20 protein-coding genes are annotated in these 19,407 nt (G+C 36.3%); 3 read left to right on the forward strand and 17 right to left on the reverse strand.

Annotated elements, in window-relative coordinates:
- Positions 1-3 precede the first annotated feature (3 nt).
- Positions 4-933: an ABC transporter ATP-binding protein gene (locus MHB48_RS18165; protein WP_342599263.1), complete on the reverse strand. Its 930-nt coding sequence runs from the start codon at positions 931-933 to the stop codon at positions 4-6.
- Between the two features lie 730 nt (positions 934-1,663).
- Positions 1,664-3,055, reverse strand: coding sequence for an L-cystine transporter (locus MHB48_RS18170; protein ID WP_342599264.1), 1,392 nt, complete (start codon positions 3,053-3,055; stop codon positions 1,664-1,666).
- A 168-nt stretch (positions 3,056-3,223) separates the two neighbouring features.
- On the opposite strand from MHB48_RS18170, the gene cls reads away from it, so the two are divergent.
- Positions 3,224-4,678, forward strand: a complete 1,455-nt coding sequence (gene cls, locus MHB48_RS18175; protein ID WP_342599265.1) for a cardiolipin synthase — start codon at positions 3,224-3,226, stop codon at positions 4,676-4,678.
- A gap of 226 nt (positions 4,679-4,904) precedes the next feature.
- On the opposite strand, the gene MHB48_RS18180 is transcribed toward cls, so the two are convergent.
- From MHB48_RS18180 to MHB48_RS18200, 5 genes are all read right to left on the reverse strand, one after another.
- Positions 4,905-5,741: a M15 family metallopeptidase gene (locus tag MHB48_RS18180; protein WP_342599266.1), complete on the reverse strand. Its 837-nt coding sequence runs from the start codon at positions 5,739-5,741 to the stop codon at positions 4,905-4,907.
- A gap of 186 nt (positions 5,742-5,927) precedes the next feature.
- On the reverse strand, positions 5,928-6,173 hold the full coding sequence (locus MHB48_RS18185; protein WP_340924011.1) for a hypothetical protein: 246 nt from the start codon (positions 6,171-6,173) through the stop codon (positions 5,928-5,930).
- Between the two features lie 50 nt (positions 6,174-6,223).
- The gene (gene yidC / locus MHB48_RS18190; protein WP_342599267.1) at positions 6,224-6,994 is read right to left on the reverse strand and encodes a membrane protein insertase YidC; all 771 of its coding nucleotides are present in this window, start codon (positions 6,992-6,994) and stop codon (positions 6,224-6,226) included.
- A 76-nt stretch (positions 6,995-7,070) separates the two neighbouring features.
- Complete coding sequence (locus MHB48_RS18195) at positions 7,071-7,862, reverse strand: AraC family transcriptional regulator (RefSeq protein ID WP_340924017.1); 792 nt, start codon at positions 7,860-7,862, stop codon at positions 7,071-7,073.
- A 579-nt stretch (positions 7,863-8,441) separates the two neighbouring features.
- Entirely contained in the window at positions 8,442-8,726 is a 285-nt protein-coding gene (locus MHB48_RS18200; RefSeq protein ID WP_340924020.1) for a hypothetical protein, read from the reverse strand.
- 222 nt (positions 8,727-8,948) lie between these two features.
- Here MHB48_RS18200 and MHB48_RS18205 point away from each other — a divergent pair, with 222 nt between their 5' ends.
- Complete coding sequence (locus MHB48_RS18205) at positions 8,949-9,440, forward strand: GNAT family N-acetyltransferase (protein ID WP_342599268.1); 492 nt, start codon at positions 8,949-8,951, stop codon at positions 9,438-9,440.
- A 17-nt stretch (positions 9,441-9,457) separates the two neighbouring features.
- Here the strand turns inward: MHB48_RS18205 and MHB48_RS18210 are convergent, their stop codons facing one another.
- From MHB48_RS18210 to MHB48_RS18240, 7 genes are all read right to left on the reverse strand, one after another.
- Complete coding sequence (locus tag MHB48_RS18210) at positions 9,458-9,922, reverse strand: DUF4064 domain-containing protein (protein WP_342599269.1); 465 nt, start codon at positions 9,920-9,922, stop codon at positions 9,458-9,460.
- Between the two features lie 316 nt (positions 9,923-10,238).
- Positions 10,239-10,520 (reverse strand): GNAT family N-acetyltransferase, encoded by a 282-nt coding sequence (locus MHB48_RS18215; RefSeq protein ID WP_342599270.1) that lies wholly within the window; start codon positions 10,518-10,520, stop codon positions 10,239-10,241.
- 33 nt (positions 10,521-10,553) lie between these two features.
- A complete protein-coding gene (locus tag MHB48_RS18220; protein ID WP_342599271.1) occupies positions 10,554-11,522 on the reverse strand; it encodes a ring-cleaving dioxygenase in 969 nt (322 codons plus the stop codon).
- A gap of 863 nt (positions 11,523-12,385) precedes the next feature.
- The gene (locus tag MHB48_RS18225; protein WP_342599272.1) at positions 12,386-13,297 is read right to left on the reverse strand and encodes a DUF1002 domain-containing protein; all 912 of its coding nucleotides are present in this window, start codon (positions 13,295-13,297) and stop codon (positions 12,386-12,388) included.
- A gap of 88 nt (positions 13,298-13,385) precedes the next feature.
- Positions 13,386-14,246, reverse strand: coding sequence for a S1-like domain-containing RNA-binding protein (locus MHB48_RS18230; protein ID WP_340924033.1), 861 nt, complete (start codon positions 14,244-14,246; stop codon positions 13,386-13,388).
- A gap of 170 nt (positions 14,247-14,416) precedes the next feature.
- A complete protein-coding gene (gene mntR / locus MHB48_RS18235) occupies positions 14,417-14,836 on the reverse strand; it encodes a transcriptional regulator MntR (RefSeq protein WP_340924036.1) in 420 nt (139 codons plus the stop codon).
- A 128-nt stretch (positions 14,837-14,964) separates the two neighbouring features.
- Positions 14,965-15,234, reverse strand: a complete 270-nt coding sequence (locus tag MHB48_RS18240) for a late competence development ComFB family protein (protein WP_340924039.1) — start codon at positions 15,232-15,234, stop codon at positions 14,965-14,967.
- Positions 15,235-15,322: 88 nt separating this feature from the next.
- On the opposite strand from MHB48_RS18240, the gene MHB48_RS18245 reads away from it, so the two are divergent.
- Positions 15,323-15,478, forward strand: coding sequence for a lmo0937 family membrane protein (locus MHB48_RS18245; protein ID WP_342599273.1), 156 nt, complete (start codon positions 15,323-15,325; stop codon positions 15,476-15,478).
- Between the two features lie 14 nt (positions 15,479-15,492).
- On the opposite strand, the gene MHB48_RS18250 is transcribed toward MHB48_RS18245, so the two are convergent.
- From MHB48_RS18250 to MHB48_RS18260, 3 genes are read right to left on the reverse strand one after another with little or no spacing between them, the layout of a single operon-like run.
- Positions 15,493-16,611 carry a GNAT family N-acetyltransferase gene (locus MHB48_RS18250; RefSeq protein WP_342599274.1) on the reverse strand — a complete coding sequence of 373 codons (1,119 nt, stop codon included), beginning with the start codon at positions 16,609-16,611 and terminating at the stop codon, positions 15,493-15,495.
- A 19-nt stretch (positions 16,612-16,630) separates the two neighbouring features.
- Positions 16,631-18,727 carry a heavy metal translocating P-type ATPase gene (locus tag MHB48_RS18255; protein ID WP_342599275.1) on the reverse strand — a complete coding sequence of 699 codons (2,097 nt, stop codon included), beginning with the start codon at positions 18,725-18,727 and terminating at the stop codon, positions 16,631-16,633.
- A complete protein-coding gene (locus tag MHB48_RS18260; protein ID WP_342599276.1) occupies positions 18,711-19,097 on the reverse strand; it encodes a metalloregulator ArsR/SmtB family transcription factor in 387 nt (128 codons plus the stop codon). Before MHB48_RS18260 ends, MHB48_RS18255 begins: the two co-directional genes overlap by 17 nt.
- Between the last annotated feature and the right edge of the window lie 310 nt (positions 19,098-19,407).

The raw sequence follows: 19,407 nt of genomic DNA on the forward strand, positions 1-19,407 counted from the left end.
CCCCTAGTCTCTCAGAGCTCTTCCAGTTAAATGTAGAAATACATCTTCGAGAGAAGGGACTTTCACAATTGCTGATGTAATATTTACGTCGTTTTCAGCAGCAATAGCAAAAATAGTAGCAAGCGGCTCTTCGTTTTTAGGCATCGATAGCAAAAGTATTTCTTCTTCTTTTCGAACACTTGCTGTAGGAAAATGACTCACCAGTTCTCTTTCAAATTCAGCTGTCAGTTGATGCCCTTTTAATTCGATTGTTTGATTGTCTGAAACAAGAGATTTTAGCTCTTCTTTTGTTCCAAATGCGATAATCTCCCCTTGATCCATAATGTAAATTTTGTCGCAGAGAAGCTCGACTTCCTCCATGTAATGGCTTGTATACAATAAGGTCATCCCTTCTTCCACTAGCTGTTTGACAGTATCTAAAATATACGCTCTAGATTGTGGGTCGATTCCTACAGTCGGTTCATCCATGATTAGGATGGATGGTTTATGCAAAAGAGCAGCTCCTATGTTTAAACGACGTTTCATTCCTCCAGAAAAAGTTTTCACAATATCTTTTTTTCGATCAGATAACCCAATCTTCATCAATATTTCTTCTATTCGTTCTAATAATAATTGTCCTTTAAGCCCATAAATTCGGCCAAAAAAAGCTAAGTTTTCTTGCGCAGAAAGCTCTGGATATAAGGCAATTTCTTGGGGCACCACACCAAGCGTTTTACGAAGCGCCTCTGGTTTTTTATTGATAGATACTGTATTCCACAATACTTCCCCACTCGTCGGCACAACTAATGAAGAGAGCATTGAAATAGTTGTTGATTTGCCAGCCCCATTAGGTCCAAGTAATCCTACCGATTCCCCCGCATCTAATTGTATGTTAATTTGTCGCACCACTTCTTTTGTCTTAAATTTTTTATGAAGATTGATTGCTTGTAGCATTGTCCTATCTCCTTTATCTATTAAATTGCCTACAAATACTCACTCATCACACCACTTATAAAAGTAGGGAACTTTGTCTAAATTTGGTTAATAATTCAGTTCCATTATATCAAACTAGTATCTAAATTTTGTAAAAATACATATAAATTTTATGTAGACATACTAGGGAATATGTAGATTGGATAGATGGGTATAGTTTGATCATTGTAATTAAGTGGTAGTCACATGAGAAAAGTGTAAGGACACTGAAAAAGTCTATTCATCATTTCTTAGCGTGTTCTTGAAGATTACGAAATGCAATTTAGCTATTAACAAATCCAGATGCCCGTGTCGGGGGCATTAAAATACGAACATATAGTTGATTTCCGCTATAGGCGGACGCTTTCCGCGGGGTGAGCGATAAACCATCACTGCCGCTACGCGTCATTTGTGATGGCTTATCTGTCTCACTCATCCCGCCGGAGTCGCCGCCTACCGCTCCATCAACAAAGTGAATCCTCAGCGGGTTTATTTGGCATGGAAATACGAGGTGCCACAACGATATTCGCCGTTAATCTGAAACGGATTTTGAAATTACTGATCGAAAAAGAGGAGAAATAAACAAAGAAATCCGGCATTTCCTGTTCAAACTTGAACAAGAAGTGCCGGATCTTTGTTTAAAAAGAATTTACTATTTTAAAAACGTTCGTTTTTCAGTGGACTCATCAAAGACATCTTTTCTGATTTATTATTATGCTTCTACTGTTTGTGTTTCTAGTGGAGCATTGTAAATGTCTTTGTCTAATTCTCCAGTGATTTTCGCCGTCGCGACACCAGCAGTCATAGATCCACTTACGTTTACAGCTGTACGACCCATATCGATTAATGGTTCTACAGAAACAAGTAAGCCCGCTAAAGCAACTGGTAAGTTTAAAGCAGAGAGTACTAGAATTGCGGCAAATGTTGCTCCGCCACCAACTCCTGCAACTCCAAATGAGCTAATTGCTACTACTGCAACTACAGTAAGGATAAACATAGGATCTAAAGGATTAATCCCTTGTGATGGTGCAATCATAAATGCTAGCATTGCTGGATATACGCCTGCACATCCATTTTGCCCGATGGACAAACCGAACGAACCAGAGAAATTTGCAATACCTTCCGAAACGCCTAGCTTAGTTGTTTGCGTATTAATATTAATAGGTAAAGTACCTGCACTTGAACGTGATGTAAAAGCAAAAATTAATGGTTCTGCTGCCTTTTTCACATACGTTATTGGATTTAATCCAGAAAGTGTGATGATTAATAAGTGTATTGCAAACATGATTGCTAACGCAACGTACGATGCTACAACAAATTTACCTAAGCTTAAAATTGCAGCAAAATCAGAGGTTGCGACTGTTTTTGCCATAATCGCTAAAATCCCGTATGGAGTTAACTTCAGTACGATTTTCACTACACTCATGATAAGTGTGTAAACTGCATCTATTCCCTTTTTAATCGTTGCAGCAGTTTCTATTTCTTTACGTGCTACACCTAGATAAGCAAATCCTAGGAACGCCGCAAAAATTACCACTGCAATCGTAGATGTGCCACGTGCTCCAGTAAAATCTAAAAATGGATTTGCTGGTAGTAAATCAAGCATTTGTTGAGGAAGTGTTTTATCTGCTACTTCCGCAGAACGTCCTTCATAGTACTCTGCGCGGGCTACTTCAGCATCCCCTTGAACAATTTGATCTGCGTTTAGATCAAAGATTGCTGCTGAACCAATTCCTACAAGTGCAGCAACAGCTGTCGTACCAATAAGGAAGCTTAAAATAATTGCTGCCATCTTCCCAAAATTTTTACCGATCGTTATCTTCGTAAATGCACCTAAAATCGATATAAATACTAGTGGCATAACTATCATTTGTAATAACTTAATGTATCCTGTTCCGATTAAGTTATACCAATCTGCCGACTCGGCTAATACTTCTGAAGTCGCCCCATAAATAAAGTTTAGCGCTAAACCTAATGCTATCCCTAACCCTAATGCCGAAAATACTCGTTTCGAAAAAGTAACATGTTTTTTTTGCATTATGATTAAGATTCCAACGAACAGCAATAAAGCTGCAATATTGAGAATAATAAATAATAAATTCATATAAAATACCTCCATCTCTCATTCTCATCATATAATAATACTTTTATTCCTATCGGTCAAGTAGGTTTTATTTTCTTTTTAGCATGTGACATGTGGTTTTCTTCTTTCTTTTCATTAAATCAGCTATACTAAAGATTAACTATAAGAAAAGGCATAGGGGTGATAAACTTGGCAACAGGTTTCTTTAGTTTCGTTGTTTCTGGCATACTTATTTTAAATATTTTTCTTGCGATTGCTTTAATTTTCATGGAGCGACGAGACGCTTCTTCTACATGGGCATGGATTATGATTCTTTTCTTTATCCCTATTTTAGGCTTCGGAATTTACTTATTGTTTGGAAGAAAATTACGGAGAAAAACGCTATTTCGATGGGAAGGTAAGAATCAGATCGGGATTGATAAGCTCATTGATTTCCAAATGGAAGCAATTGAGGATGATTCGTTCGATTTTCGTTTAGATGACGCAAGCCAATTTAAAGAATTAATTATTATGCATTTACACAATAACCAAGCCGTTTTAACCCAGGACAATAAAGTAGAGATTTTTAATGATGGCCGTGAGAAGTTTGATGCACTCATTCATGACATAGAAAATGCTAAAGATCATATTCACATCCAATACTATATCTTTCGTTTAGATAATCTTGGACAGCAAATCTATCAGTTGTTATTAGAAAAAGCAAAACAAGGGGTAAAGGTTCGAATTTTATATGATGATACAGGATCAAGATCTTTACGAAAAAGACATTTTAAAGAGCTAATTGAGCTAGGTGGTCGAGTAGAAGCATTTTTCCCAGCTATCTTACCGCTAATTAATCCACGAATGAATTATCGCAATCACCGCAAAATTGTTGTTATAGATGGACGCATTGGCTATATTGGTGGGTTTAATGTGGGAGATGAATATTTAGGGTTAAACAAGAAATTTGGCTATTGGCGGGATACACATTTACGCATTGAGGGTAGCTCCGTACACCCTCTTCAAACGCGGTTTATTCTCGATTGGAACCAAGCTTCGACTGACCATGATATCGAATATTCCGACCGTTTCTTCCCCGCCATTCCGATGAAAGGTTCTGTTGGTTTACAGATTATTTCAAGTGGACCAGATTCGGAATGGGAGCAAATCAAATACGGCTACCTTAAGTTAATTATGATGGCGAAAAGATATATTTATATACAAACCCCTTATTTTATTCCCGATGCGAGCTTTATGGACACACTTCGAATTGCATGCCTATCCGGTATTGATGTGCGTATAATGATTCCAAATAAGCCAGATCACATTTTTGTTTATTGGGCTACTTATTCTTATGTCGGAGAATTAATCAAGGCTGGAGCGAAAGTGTATATTTACGAAAATGGATTTTTACACACAAAGATGATTGTTATTGATGATGAGGCTTCTACAGTAGGAACAGCTAATATAGACGTTCGTAGTTTCAAGTTGAATTTTGAAGTAAATGCATTTATATATGATCGCGAAACTTCCCATCAATTAGCAGAGCTTTTCGAAGAAGATATGAAATTATCAACCGAAATGACTTGGGAGCTTTATGAGGAAAGAACAAAAATGATTAAATTTAAAGAATCACTGGCACGCCTAATATCTCCTATATTATAGAAAGAGAAGTTTCCGAACATGGAAACTTCTCTTTTATCATTTGGCTCTGTTAAATTAGGTCGTTTTTTTAAAGAATATATTTTGTAACGAAATCCGAGAGACTCCCACGGAAAATCGGGCCGTCAAGACCCCGTAACCCGCTTATAGGAAAAAATCCTATTCCCCCAAGGAGGTTTGGCATTTCGTCCGTGGAAAGCGAGCAAACTTTCGGAACAGTTCCTATATTTTACAAGTCAAAATATTCTTCTAAAGTGATTCCTGCTTCATACACTTTTGGCGCTAGGTCTTCTCCAATATAGCGGAAATGCCATGGTTCATACATATACCCAGTGATTTTCTCTTTGCCATTTGGATAGCGCATAACAAACCCATACTTATGGGCATTAGCCGCCACCCATTTACCAGCTTCTGTTTCTCCGAAGCTTACCCTCGCAAAATGTTCTTCGAAAAGTTTCTCACCTATATCAAACGCTAAACCTGTTTGGTGTTCTGAATATCCAGGACGTGCACTATAACGATCAGCTTCTTCCTGACCATCATTATTTACATATCTCTCATACAATTGGACTTGATAATCAAAAGAGCGATACGAACTGAATGCTACGAGGTCATAGCCAGAAAGTGCAGCTTCTGCTGCCATTCGCTCGAATGCTTCTCTCGCTTCTTTACTTTCTCCTGGTGCGTACGTGGATGGTAAAGGATATTTTTTACTCGCTATTAATACTCCCTCCACATATGTCGGTACTTCAGGTAACGTCTCATGTCCTTCATATCCTTTTGCCCCTGACATATCAATTTCCTCTACTTTTTCAAGTGGTTGTCCTACTACAGGAGTTTCTTCTACCTTTTCCTCTGTTACTGGTCCTGCTACTTTTTCTTCAATCACAGTTTCTTCAACTTTATTGGAAATACCTAAAGCTGCAATACTCTTATCTATATTCCAATCATTCATTCCTACCCATATAACGATAAATCCTATTAATACTACTGCAATGGATCCCGAAACAAAATAAGGCCATTTTTTCTTCTTATTTCTTGATAATAAACTATATCTCGATTGCATCTCTTGCTCTTCCTTCTTTCTGATTACGATACTTCTAGTTTAACATTTTTCCTTTAACTATTCCTTAAAACAATACAAACAATATGATTAATAATTATTCTACTATCTCGACAGAAATAAAGGTATAAAAAAAGCCGGTACCTTTAAGAAGGTAACAGCTTCTGACCATTGACATGTAACGGAGCCTTAAAAAAAGTTTAGACCTAGAACTACGAAAAATAGTATAGCAAAGACAATGGACATACCTTTCATCCATTTGGCTTCTCGGACAAATCCTTTTTCTTTAAAGCTAATTGCACGGTGTCCATTACTTAACGCAAATATAGCTGTCATAAACAGAACTGCCATATTTAAATTTCCGATAATAATAAATACTAAAGAAGTAATACTTACTGCAACAATTAATAAACCAAAAAGCCAATTTCTATTCATTTCTTACACCTCTCATGAAAAAAACGAAGCTATAAGAAGCTTCGTTTTTGTTATACAGATTCTTCCGCTTTTTCTGGATGATTCGAGTAGAATTTACGTCCTAAGTATGTCTGGAATATTAAAATAAGCCCACCAACAGTCCAATATAGTGGCAATGCTGCCATTGAGCTAAAGGAAATAAACATAATCATAATAGGTGAAATATAAATCATCATTTTCATTTGTTGTTTTTGTTGCTCAGGTACTGTCCACAGCGATACTTTTGCTTGGATAAAATAAACTACACCTGCAATAAGTGTCATCGCAATATCAGGAGAACCTAGATTAAACCATAAGAAAGGATGCGTCTTTATATCGGTCGAATACAAAATGGAATAGTATAATCCCATGACAATTGGCATTTGAATAAGCATTGGTAAGCAACCCATATTCAATGGATTTACTCCGTGTTTACGATATAATCCCATCATTTCTTGTTGTAAAGCAGCTTGTTCTTCCTTTGTGTTGTTTTTTTCTTTTAGTTTCTTTTGGATTTCGTCCATTTCTGGTTTCAGCTTATCCATTTTTACTTTCATGCCTTGTTGATTCTTATAGTTTTTAAGCATTAACGGCATAAGGGCAAAACGAATAAGTACGGTAATTGCAATAATTGCTAACCCGTAGCTACCATTGAACATTTCCCCAAAGAAATGAATGAGAAATTCAAACGGTCGAACAAATATATTATAAAATGTACCTTCTTTGTTTTCTACTCCTGAACAACCACTGAGAACAACAGCTGCAAACACAAGAATAGAAAGTAATCTAATTTTCTTCTTCAATGGATTCACCTTCAATTATCAAACTATAACGAGTATACCTTAATATGAAGCTATTTATCAAATTTAAGGTAAAAACTTAAATTGCATTAGGTTCTTTGGGAAAATTATATTTAAAATTAGGGTGCTCCTGTTGATCTCTAAATTGCTTTGGAGTTAACCCAGTGTATTTTTTAAATATTCGAGTGAAATAGCTTTGATTGCAAAAATGGAACGAATTAGAAATATCTGAAATACCTTTATTTGTATGTCTCAAGAAATACTGGCACTCTTCAACTTTACGAATATTTAAATATTCCACTAGTGTCACACCTGTATGTTCTCTAAAAATACGAGATAAATGACTTGTACTAATGTTAAAGTGCAGAGCGATATCTTCCACCGTGAGATTTGTTTCAATTTCATCATTAATAAATAATATTACTTTGTTCACGGTTTGATGTCCAAATGATGGTTTTTTCCTTTCAGTAATTACCAATACAAAAAACTCTACCAGTTCGTCCGCACATTGTAAAAATTGAGCGTCATTCATTTTGGTTTCAATAACTTCTAAACTTGCACTATTAAAGGCCATAACCTTATCTATAGGTACTTGATTTTCAAAAAGCTTTCTTGCCATAATAGCAGATAATTGTACATAATAGTTTTTTACATTTAAAATCATTTGTTTTCCAGATGTTGCAATTATTAAATCAATCATTTCTCTTAATACTTTTTTCGCTTTTTCTATTTCAAATGAATACATATCTAAAAATAGCTTTTTCTCTAGTTCATAGAATTGGTCTAATCCTTCTACTCTATTAGTAATGCCCATTTCTTTTGCATAGGATTTTGCGAAGTATTCTAAAAATATCTTATCTGTACTTTTCATAAAAACCTCTTCTTCCTTTAAGTAGTTCTTTTGTAATCATTCTGACTAGTGCTGTAGAATCATTTTATAACATTTTATTGAAAAATAAAACTATTTTAGTTTAGATACATAAATATTTTTTAGTATTATCTTTTTTTACATATTTACTGTGCATTATTATCTTCAGTGGTTACTTTATGCTTTAATGCAATTCTTGACTCCATGTTGAAAAGGGATTTTTACATTCGTTCAAGTCCTAATCTTTTAATAAAAAGACTTTGTTAAACGAATGTAGGATTTGTTCCTATAAGCTTGTTGTGGGGTATTGGCTGCCCATTTTTCCGCAGGAGTCTCGCAGATTCTCAACACAGAATATATGCTTCTAAAAAACAGCAGCCTAATTTAACTGAGCCTATAAAAAATATGTAGGATCCTATCATTAACTTTATCAAAATTAACAATATTTTCAAATACTTTTACTTGAATCGGTAGAACAATACCGTGATTTGTTTAACAACTCTAAAAAAAAGTGTCTAGGAATAGACACCTTTAAATCTTATACTAGAGAATTCTGTATGGAACTGAGAGCTCTGCAAAGAATCAAAGCGTTTTTTTAGTATTATCTTGTATTTCCTCGTTATAATACTGCACGCTCGTCATTGCACCTTCATCAACCATTTTATTATCTGGTATATCGTGTGGATCTGGGTGTCCTGCTTTTGTTAATTCGGAACGGTTATGTTTTTGAGATTCCATATAAGAATTTATTTTCGATTTTGTATTATTGAATGCTATCACAGCTTTATCACGATTTTCTTTTTTACTGAAATATGCATATGCACCTGCTGCTAGACCTGCTAATAATAGAGATTTATTTTTCGCCATAATTATTACCTCCAGTTAATTGTAATGTGTATCTATAGTTATACATACCCGCAATTTCAAAATAAAACACCTTTTTTAATTTTTATTTCGAATCATTTTTAATTCCCAGGTCATCGTGTCTTCTACATAATAAAAAATTGTTTTCTATATTATCTTATATATTTATAGAAGATTGTTCGTATTTTTGTTATGATAACAAAAAGAATTTAGAGGTGATTTCAAATGATTAGGGCGACGACGTTAGAAGATATTTCAACTGTACAACAAATCGCAAAGATCAGTTGGAACGATACTTATAAAGATATTATCCCAGAAGAAATACAAAAGATATTTTTAGAGAAGGCTTATTCCAAGATGATGCTTGCTAAACGAATAGAAAAGACTCTTTTTTTACTTGCTGAATATCAAGGACGGCCAATTGGATTTGCTAATTTTACTCCTGTTGACGAAGATGGAGATATTGAACTAACCGCAATCTATGTATTGCCAGGGTTTCAACAAAACGGATACGGCAAAAAACTAATCCAAGCAGGTTTAGAAAAACTACATACAGGTCGTCAATTGTTTGTTTATGTAGAAAGTAAAAATGATGGAGCACGTGTTTTTTATGAAAACTTCGGATTTGAGTGTTTAGAAGAATTTGATGAATACTTTGAAGGACATCCGTTATCTACTGCAAAATATGTATATTTATTAAAAACACCGACTTGTTAAATAAGTCGGTGTTTTCTTTATAGAGTTTGTTCTGGTGAATAATACTCTTCTTCCAATTGAACTGGTGGTTTACGTACAAAGCACAGGATTGCAGCAATATACAATAATATCGATGTGGGAGAAAGAATTCCAGCGAACACTCCAGCTAAGATAAACATAATACCAGCTAGTTTCGCTTTTTTGTTTTTAGAAATAAATACAATACCTACTATGTTTAAAACTAAACTAATTACAATTAAGGTTACAAACCCCCAACCTAATACAGTAAACAAATTAATAAATGTATCTACTCCTTGTGCAATTACTTCAGGATCTTCAGCTAATGTAGGATCATTTAATATTTCTTGTTCCAAAATATTAGAAAATTCCGCTTCTTGGAATGTTGCACTTCCTCCGATAACTAATAATGATAGCGATATAATAGAAATAACACTAAAAATAGCACTTATAACTCCTAACACTATTTCTCCAGTACGTGACATATAATTTTACCTTCCTTTCACTATTTACCATAGTTAATATACGAAAACTTCAAGTAAAGGTTTCGTCTTTTTTTCAAATTCCCTGCATAAGTTAAGTTAAACCTGTTTAACAATATTATTACTAGGGAATTTTACAATTAACACCAATTAAGAAAGGATGATTTTCATGGAGGAAAAATTAATCTTTAGTCAGTCAGATTTCTTTTATACACTGGCAGGTGCGTCCGTATTAACAGGTATTTTATTCTTCTTTACACAAATATAATGCACAAACCATAAAAGGCAATCCACCTGAGAAAAAGAGGATTGCCTTTTATTATGCTTTTACATCATCATATTCATCGGATTTGTTAAATGCAGCAACGACGTATGAGCATACAGCCTCCATTTTCAAATCATTTTCACGTGCATAAGAAGCGGCAGTATCGAGCAACTTTTTCGCTACACCTTGGCCTCTCAATTTATCAGAAACATATGTGTGATCCATCACCATAACATCTCCAAGTAATGTCCAAGTAATTTCCCCTAGTCTTTCTCCATCTTGAATATACTGATAGGCAAATACATCATTACCAAGTTCTTTGTATTGAAAATCCATTGTTCAACACTCCTTTCTAGAATCTTATCATATTTATTTATTAATTGACAACGGACGCAATTTCGCTTCTATTTGTGCTCTTCTTGGTTCTAAAAAAGGTGGTAAAGCAAGTTTTTCTCCTAATGATTCTATCGGTTCGTCTGTATCAAAACCAGGTTCATCCGTAGAAAGTTCAAATAAAATACCATTAGGCTCTCTAAAATAAATAGCTTTGAAATAGTAACGATCAACTAGCCCAGAAGTTGTAAAACCTTTTGCACGCAGTAGTTCCTCCCATTTCGGATAATCCTCCATTGACGGAACACGAAATGCAACATGGTGGACACTTCCGCGACCTGGTCGCTCCATTGGCAAGTCTGGGCGAGTTTCTATATGCACTTCTCCTGCTGGTCCCCCTGCTCCCGTCGTATATACAAGAATATCAGGAGAATCTTCTACACCTGATTGATATGATCCTGCCAAAGTGAAGCCCATTACTTCTTCCAATACTTTTTCAGTAGGCTTCGATTTTCTTACAGTTAATTTTACTGGACCTAAACCCACAATTGCATTTTCTGCAGAAATTTCATCTTTAATCCATGCTTCTCCATAAGGAATTCCTTTTCCATCATCGACAACAAGCATAAGTCGAGACCCTTCAAAGTCTTCGAAATAAAGCGTTTTTCTCCCATATCTTTCTACTATCTTTTCGTGAGGCACTTCGAATTGTACAAATCTCTCTTTCCAAAACAGCAATGCATCTTCACTTTTCACACGAAAGCCAGTATTACTAATGCTTGATACACCAGGATATGTTTTTCCAGCATGAGGTATGTCAAAGTAAGTCATATCAGTACCAGGAGTCCCTACTGCATCTGCATAAAACAAGTGATAGGATGATGTATTGTCCTGGTTCACACTTTTTTTGACTAAACGCATTCCTAAAATTCGTGTAAAGAAGTCATGATTTTTGTCTGCGTCTGCAGTAATGGCTGATACATGGTGAATTCCAGCTAATTTCATAGTATATTTCCCTCCTATTTTATCTCGAATTCAAGATATACGAAAATAATATAACAAATAAAATAGTATATTGCAATTTATATATAAAACATCACACGTGTTGATTAACTAAAATTACCAATTATTACTTATTAAAATGGTGATAACACACTAGGCACTCTATATAGAGGTGCTTTTGGAGCGCTTGGAACTAAACGAGTTCTACACCATTATCGAGATTCTTGATGCGAAAGGGATGCGACTTTGTCGCATCCCTTTCGCATTTTTTCGATAATCGTGTGGTAGTCGTTCGTCCGTCTCTCTCCACAGCTACTTGTAATAGAAGTGTCTCTTTTCTATTTAGCATCAGCCTATTGCCGGCATGTTAACTTTGCAAAAATAAGCAAGGAAAGCATGATAGAAAGCGATAGACCGAAATTGCATCTTCAAGCACTTCCACTACGAATAGAAAGGTAGCTATTCTTTCATTTTCCAAATCAATTTTGGTTATCTTTTGAGCGTTGTAGGTACGTAACGGACAAATGGTAAAGATAGTGGATATCTATAAGGAATTGTTTATAAGGCAAGGACCACCACGAAGACTCCTGTGGGAACAGTTTGAGCAGAAGACCCCGCAGGAACGCTTGAGGAAGGAAGGCTAAGAACGCCGCGTCCTGCTCCTGCGCAAAGCTCGTCGCAAAAGAACTTTTGCGGCAACGCCTTCATGACCAACCTCGTGTTGGCCCGAGGCTGAAGCCAAGCCCACGGAAAGCGAAGTGGTGATCCTTGCCGAATTTAATATACAACTCTATGCACCCAAAATTGAGTTTGTCTACAGTCAGAAACATCCTACTTATAAATAAGTAGGATGCCTTGTTTCATAGTTAGTTGAAAATAGAACGAATGGAATCGATTAAATCATTGAAGAAGGTTTTCACGCTTTGCCAAAATCCTTCATTGTCTGCAAGACTTCCAAGTTTTTCTTCAATAGTTTTACTTAAATCATTTAGCTGATCTGACCATTTGCTAAAATCGATATCAAGTTGACGAATACGATCCATGAGATCAATTAGTAGTTGGCGATCTTTTTCAGAAAGCTCAATTTTCAAGTTCGCAAGTTGCTCAGATACAATTTTTTCAACTTCTTCGCGAGATACGGGATTCTGCTCAGCAATTTGTTTTTTGATTTCTGTTAATAGCTCACTTACTTTGGCTTCTTCTATACCTGCTTCTTTAGAAAGAATAGTAGCAACAGATAGTTCATCGTTTGCTACGTCCGTGCGCTCTGGATCTAGCTCTCCACCACTTACTTCATAAGCTTTATAAATACCGACCAAAGCTGAATGACCAGTTACCGGTTTTGGAGCAGCAATTTCTACGAATGCATCTTGAACTCCTGCAGTCAGCATCGCATTTGCATACATATCAGCCGTTACTTCCGTAATATTATCCGGCGTTACGATATCGATAACTAAGCCTTTTCCAGCATCCTTGCGTGTAATTTTAGCAGAAGAAAACATTCGAGCGGAGGCATCTCCATCTGTTAAATATTTTTTTAAATCTTGTCCAGTTACTTCAATTTCTTGTATATCCGAGTTTTCGGTGATTTTTAGGCTCGTTTTCACACTATTCTTTTGTTCTTCGGTAAGGTTACCTCCATATACAACAATTGGTGCACCAAATTTTTCATTAATCGCTTCTGTTGTCCCACTTGAATCTGCAAGTGTAATCGATGGAGCAATAAATACTCCCATAAGTAAAATAGCCGTCATCACTACGTGAAATAATCTTTTCATGTCTGAAGCCCCTTTCTATCAGTTCTCCCATTAGTACGTAAAAAGGAGTAAAAAGTTCCGACTAATCGATTCTTTTTACTCCACATGTTTACATTTTCAATTCTGTCCAACCATCGTTTTGAACAATTTTTCTTTCTTTCATAAGCTTACCTAGTGCACGTTTAAATGCAGCCTTGCTCATCGTGAACATTTCTTGAATTTCTTCTGGATCAGATTTATCAGTAAACGGCATTCTGCCACCTACATCATTTAAATAGCGGAAAATAGACTCTGCATCGTCTCCTAAACGTTCGTGTCTACGTGGTAGAAGGGAGCCGTTTAGCGAGCCATCTTCTTTCGTGTCGATGATACGCACTGTCAAGTCTTGTCCTAATCTTGGCTCTTCTACACGCTCTGATTGATGGACGAAAATACGGTAGTTTTCCGGTACGCTTAAGAGGAACGTGCCAATTGGTAGTAATCTATAAGGTCTTGCTTGTATGTTTTTATTGAATAATGTAGTCGGTGCGTCGATATACAGTTCTTCCACACGATCTTCTGTTGCTAATCGTCCAAATAACTCTCCATCTTTGTCCGTACGAAGTGTGATGTATAAATGGTCGCCATTTGCTGGCCAAAGTTCTTTAATCTTCGGTAAGTCATCTGCTTTTACTTGGACTTCTTTTGACGTGCCAATATCGACAAATGCTCCTTCTTTATCAGATACTTTAATCACTCGCGCCCAACCATACGTTCCTTTTTGAATGGATGGCAGTTGTGTTGTCGCAGATAAATTTCCTCTGCGGTCTACAAATAAAAATACCTCGAGCTTATCTTCTACTTTTAAATCTTCCGGTGCTTCCGATGCATTCAATGGTATTTCTAATTCGTGATGAGAAAGAATCCATTTAGATCCTTCTTGCGCTATTACTTGTAACGTTACTATTTCTCCTGATGCTGATCCTATCAAATTTACCGCTCTCCTTCTGACCATATATAATATTGGTCTTTTCCTTCTTGTTTTGATTAGTGCTTTATCTGATTGAATAATACATGTCCATTTTACTAATATAATAAAAACAAAAGCTTTGTAGGAAGTTTGTCCATTCAAACCTCATTTACTTGCTAATTCTGAATTTACTATTCGTTTATATCTTGGCGTAATTCTAATAATTTGGACTGAAGTGAGGGGTTTTCTTCTAAAAATAATACTAAATCTGCGATACGGTCAATAGAATTCCAGCTTAAATGATGCTCAATTCCTTCTACATCCGCATAGATATTCCCTTCTTCTACCCCTATTATTCGTAAGAAGTCTTCTAATAAGTCATGTCTTTTAACTAGTCTCTTGCCAAGTTTCATACCTTTAGTTGTCAGGGTTAAGCCTCGGTACTTTTCATATATTAAGAAACCATCTTTGTCTAATTTCTGTACCATTTTTGTTACGGAAGATGGTAACACAGATAATGCTTCTGCAATGTCAGACACTCGAGCATAACCTTTCTGCTCGATTAACATATAAATTTGTTCAATATGGTCTTCCATGCTTGGTGTTGGCATAAATAACTTCCTTTCATCGCTACTTTGTTTATTTTACTACATCGAGCGTTCCATCACAATTATTGCTATTTTTTCCTATTCCTAATTATTCATACAAAAAACCTTATCTAATAATAGACAAGGTTTACTTAATTTCTGTGAGGATATTTCCCTACGACATGGATAGAGTGAATAATTCTTTTATTAATCCATTCTAAGTTTTCTGTCGTATTCATTCGCTCGAAAACTGCACTTCTTCCTTTATCCGTTGTTACATAGTGTGATGGTATTGTATTTAAACTTAACGCAATAATGTCCATTTCACACTGGTTACATTTACAAAAGGTTTGATATTCTGGGCCTCTCATAAGTACTCTTACTATACTATCGACAATTTCTTCCATTACATTTGTTAGCAATTATATCTCTTCTTTCATTTAATGTTTAATACTATTCTCAAAAGGATATCTCTAATAATAACATGTTTCAGCAGAAAGGATGGTAGAAATGGGTAGGATTTTATGGGGAATTATTGTCGTATTAATAGTACTTTGGTTACTAGGAATCGTATTGAAAATTGGCGGAGGACTTATTCACGCATTACTAGTTATTGCCGGTATTATTTTTGTAATTCAACTTGTAACAGGAAGAAGATCACTTTAGATGAATGGTGCTGCCTATAAGGCAGCACCTTTTATTTTGGCGTAAATACATGTATCACGTAATTTTTTCCCGTCCGCGGATAAAGAATCGTGGCGGAGGGTTCCTTCTAAAGTATAGTCCAGTCTTTCCGCAACTGATCGACTTCTTACATTTTCACTATCGCAACGAATTTCTACTCGATTTGCATATAATTCCTCAAAAGCAAACTTAGTGATTCGTTCGACTGCTTCTGTCATTAGACCTTTTCCTTCAAACCTGCTATCAATCCAGTATCCAATCTCAAATTTACGAACATCCCAATCAATTCGGTGAAGTCCAGAAGCACCTATAAACTCTCCTGTTTCTTTCAAAAACAAATGAAGCCTTAGGTCTTTTCGTGTAATAAAGTCAGCAACTGCTTGTCGCAGATTAGTCGTTGTCTGCTCTAATGTTTGCTTTGATTGCGCCCATGGCATCCATTCCTTTAAGGCATCATGGGAAGCAATCACCGCTTTCCATACTATTTCTGCATCATCTATTTTTGGTGCCCGAATAATTAGTCTATCCGTATAGAACTCCTCCGAAAAAGGACGCTCTTTGTTCGAAATCTCTATTGGATGAAAAACATCATCCCATTTTACGGGTGTTGCAGTTCCTTTTATAAAATCCTCACGCGTCATACCATACGTAACAGCGTCATAGTAGGAGCTCTCTTTAGGAGAAAACCACGCTTGACGAAGCTGTGCTTCTTTGACAAAACCTGCACGTTCAAATGTCTTACGCATTGCAAAGTTGTCTTGTCTTGTATGGCCTTCTAAGCGTATCTTTGCTTCTGGCAATTGGAATACATATTCCGCCAACAGTTTTAATGCACTTGGTCCATAGCCTCTCCCGCGGGCTTCATCTGCAATTCGTAAATCGAATAAAGGAATCTCATCTTGTAGATCATAAATTTTCACTATACCTACTTGTTCACTCTCTTCATTTTCAACCCAAAATGTCTTTACTTCATCAGATTGATAACCGCCTTCTTCAATTGTCTTTTCAATTAATTCTCTAGCGGGATGAGAGTTCCCGTGATATGGCCATGTATTCGTCGTCATGAAATGAATTAGTTGTTCCTGTTCTTCCATTGTCCATTCTGTAAGTTTCACCTTTAACCCTCCGAACCTATTACTTGTTTATTTTTAATAATCGTAAGGAATTTAGCACTACCAGTAATGTCGCTCCCATATCTGCAAAGATAGCGATCCATAACGTTAACCATCCAGGTATGATGAGAAGGAGTGCGATAATCTTTAACCCTAATGCAAACATAATATTTTCTTTAATAATATGCAATGCTTTTCGGCTTAATCGAATAGTATATGGTAATTTTTCTAGATCGTCTGCCATTAACGCAACGTCTGCTGTTTCAAGAGCTGCATCCGTTCCGGCTCCTCCCATTGCTATACCAACTGTAGAAGCGGCGAGAGCAGGAGCATCATTAACTCCATCTCCAACCATTGCAACAGCACCATATTTTTCTTTCAATACTTTAATCGCATTTAGCTTTTGTTCGGGCATTAAACCGGCTTCAACGTCTGTCATCCCAAGCTTAGCAGCAATGGCATTTGCAGTTCGAGCGTCGTCTCCAGTAAGCATTACAGTGTGCTTAATACCTGCTTTTTTGAGATCTTGTAACACCACGGTGCTAGTTTTACGAATCGGGTCAGCAACTGCAATAAATCCTTTGTATTGACCATCTTCTGCAGCAAGCATAACCGTATTTCCTTCTAATTGTAATTGCTCCACACGTTCGATTACCTCTGTGGAAATGGTGCTAATGGAAGTAATCCAAGAAACGCTACCGACTGACCATTTCTTACCGTCGATTACTCCTTCTGCACCTTTACCTGTAATCGATTGGAATTCTTCTACCTCTACTGCGTGTATATGTTCTTTTGCTCCGTACTTCACGATGGCCTGCCCAAGTGGATGCTGTGAATATGTTTCAATCGACATTACTTTTTGAATAAAGTCTTTTTTGGATTCGGAGTCCACAGCTGTTACTTCCGGATATCCTTTCGTTAAAGTTCCGGTTTTATCAAACGCGATTGCTTGAATTCGTCCAATTTCCTCTAAGTGAATGCCACCTTTAATGAGCACACCTTGCTTCGCGGCATTCCCAATTGCAGTTACGATCGCTACGGGGGTTGATACAACTAGAGCACACGGACATCCTACAACTAATACTGCAAGACCTTGGTAAATCCACGTTTGCCAATCTGCTCCCAATAATGGTGGTACGATTGCTACTAAAAATGCGATTGCAATAATTACTGGTGTATAATATTTGGCAAATTTATCGACAAATTTCTGCGATGGCGCTTTCTCTGCTTGCGCTTCTTCTACTAAATGGATAATCTTTGCAATCGTCGTGTCTTCTACACGTTTCGTTACTTGTATTTCTAAAGAACCTTCTTCATTCAACGTACCCGCAAATACTTCGTCACCAATTGTTTTGATCGCCGGAACTGACTCACCAGTAATAGATGCTTGGTTTACGGCAGAAGTACCTTTCAACACAATTCCATCCATTGCTATTTTTTGTCCTGGTTTCACGATTAGTAAGTCATTTATTTGAATAAATTCAGTATCTACCTCTACCAATTTGTCTCCTCGACGAATCGTTGCATTTGATGGTGCTATATCCATTAGCTGGCTAATGGATTGACGCGCTTTATTCATGGAGTATGCTTCTAACGCTTCACTTACCGCAAATAAAAAGACAACGACCGCACCTTCACGCCATTCTCCGATGATTGCTGCCCCAATAATCGCAATCGTCATCAGTGTTTTCATATCAAAATAAAAACGAGATAAATTCATGAGCCCACTTTTGAACATTTCGTACCCGCCCACAGCTATGGATAAAACAAATAAACCGATTGCCGCTGGATGCGTTTCTTCATAAACAAATGATGTGATAATCCCAATTACTAAAAAAACAAAGGATATAACTGTCACGACATTTTCTTTTCGTTTATAAAAAGGAACCTTTTCTTCTTTTCGTTGTTTGACAGGCGCTACTTTAATACCATCAAATGCTCCCGCTTTTTCAATATCATCAATAGTTACATTACCAATGACCGCAACTTTAGATGCACCAAAGTTAACAATTGCATCCTCTACATCAGGGAGACTTTTAATATTGTTTTCAAATTTCATTGCGCAATTGGCACATGAAAGATTTTCTAAGCGATATTCTTTTTTAACTGTGTTCTCCACTTTCCTCACCCTTTTCTACCGCATGTTCATATGCGATTTTAACTAACTCATTGACGTGATGGTCTGCTAATGAATAATAAACTAATTTTCCTTTGCGTCGAGATTTCGCGAGAGATAACTCTCGAAGAAATCGTAAATGATGGGATGCTGTTGCTGTAGAAGAACCAATTACTTCACTCACATCACATACACAAAGCTCTTCTTCTATTGTTAGTGCATACGCTATTTTTAATCTTGTTTCATCTGCTAATGCCTTAAAAATTTGCGCAACCTTTGTAACATCTGGCAATTGTTTTTTTATTGATTGCACCACTTCTTCATGCACTATCGTTACTTCACAAGTTACTTCACACATATCTTTCGCTTGCATTTTTCCACCTCATTCAAATGGTCGTTTGATTGTTAAAGTTATTATATGTTCAAACTATTCAAAATGCAACTACATTCAAACAAATATTTGAATGTTTTTATGTTTATGTGAGGAGCCAACCGATTATGTGGGTGAACCATCGGATTAATTTGTATAGCCATCCGATTATTTAGCAGAAGCAACCGACTTTCCGGTCAAACCATCCAATTTTACACAAAAGGGACCACTTCTTCTTAAAGTGGCCGCTCAATTAATACTTATTCTGCTTTTATTTCTTGATCGTAATACTAGTTAGACTTATTTCCATATC

Source organism: Psychrobacillus sp. FSL H8-0483 (assembly GCF_038637725.1).
Taxonomy (GTDB): domain Bacteria; phylum Bacillota; class Bacilli; order Bacillales_A; family Planococcaceae; genus Psychrobacillus.

Coding starts and splice junctions, on each gene's coding strand:
- MHB48_RS18165 (WP_342599263.1), bottom strand. CDS start 933: ATGCTACAAGCAATCAATCTTCATAAAAAATTTAAGACAAAAGAAGTG.
- MHB48_RS18170 (WP_342599264.1), bottom strand. CDS start 3,055: ATGAATTTATTATTTATTATTCTCAATATTGCAGCTTTATTGCTGTTC.
- MHB48_RS18180 (WP_342599266.1), bottom strand. CDS start 5,741: ATGCAATCGAGATATAGTTTATTATCAAGAAATAAGAAGAAAAAATGG.
- MHB48_RS18185 (WP_340924011.1), bottom strand. CDS start 6,173: ATGAATAGAAATTGGCTTTTTGGTTTATTAATTGTTGCAGTAAGTATT.
- MHB48_RS18195 (WP_340924017.1), bottom strand. CDS start 7,862: ATGAAAAGTACAGATAAGATATTTTTAGAATACTTCGCAAAATCCTAT.
- MHB48_RS18200 (WP_340924020.1), bottom strand. CDS start 8,726: ATGGCGAAAAATAAATCTCTATTATTAGCAGGTCTAGCAGCAGGTGCA.
- MHB48_RS18205 (WP_342599268.1), top strand. CDS start 8,949: ATGATTAGGGCGACGACGTTAGAAGATATTTCAACTGTACAACAAATC.
- MHB48_RS18210 (WP_342599269.1), bottom strand. CDS start 9,922: ATGTCACGTACTGGAGAAATAGTGTTAGGAGTTATAAGTGCTATTTTT.
- MHB48_RS18215 (WP_342599270.1), bottom strand. CDS start 10,520: ATGGATTTTCAATACAAAGAACTTGGTAATGATGTATTTGCCTATCAG.
- MHB48_RS18220 (WP_342599271.1), bottom strand. CDS start 11,522: ATGAAATTAGCTGGAATTCACCATGTATCAGCCATTACTGCAGACGCA.
- MHB48_RS18225 (WP_342599272.1), bottom strand. CDS start 13,297: ATGAAAAGATTATTTCACGTAGTGATGACGGCTATTTTACTTATGGGA.
- mntR (WP_340924036.1), bottom strand. CDS start 14,836: ATGCCAACACCAAGCATGGAAGACCATATTGAACAAATTTATATGTTA.
- MHB48_RS18245 (WP_342599273.1), top strand. CDS start 15,323: ATGGGTAGGATTTTATGGGGAATTATTGTCGTATTAATAGTACTTTGG.
- MHB48_RS18260 (WP_342599276.1), bottom strand. CDS start 19,097: ATGCAAGCGAAAGATATGTGTGAAGTAACTTGTGAAGTAACGATAGTG.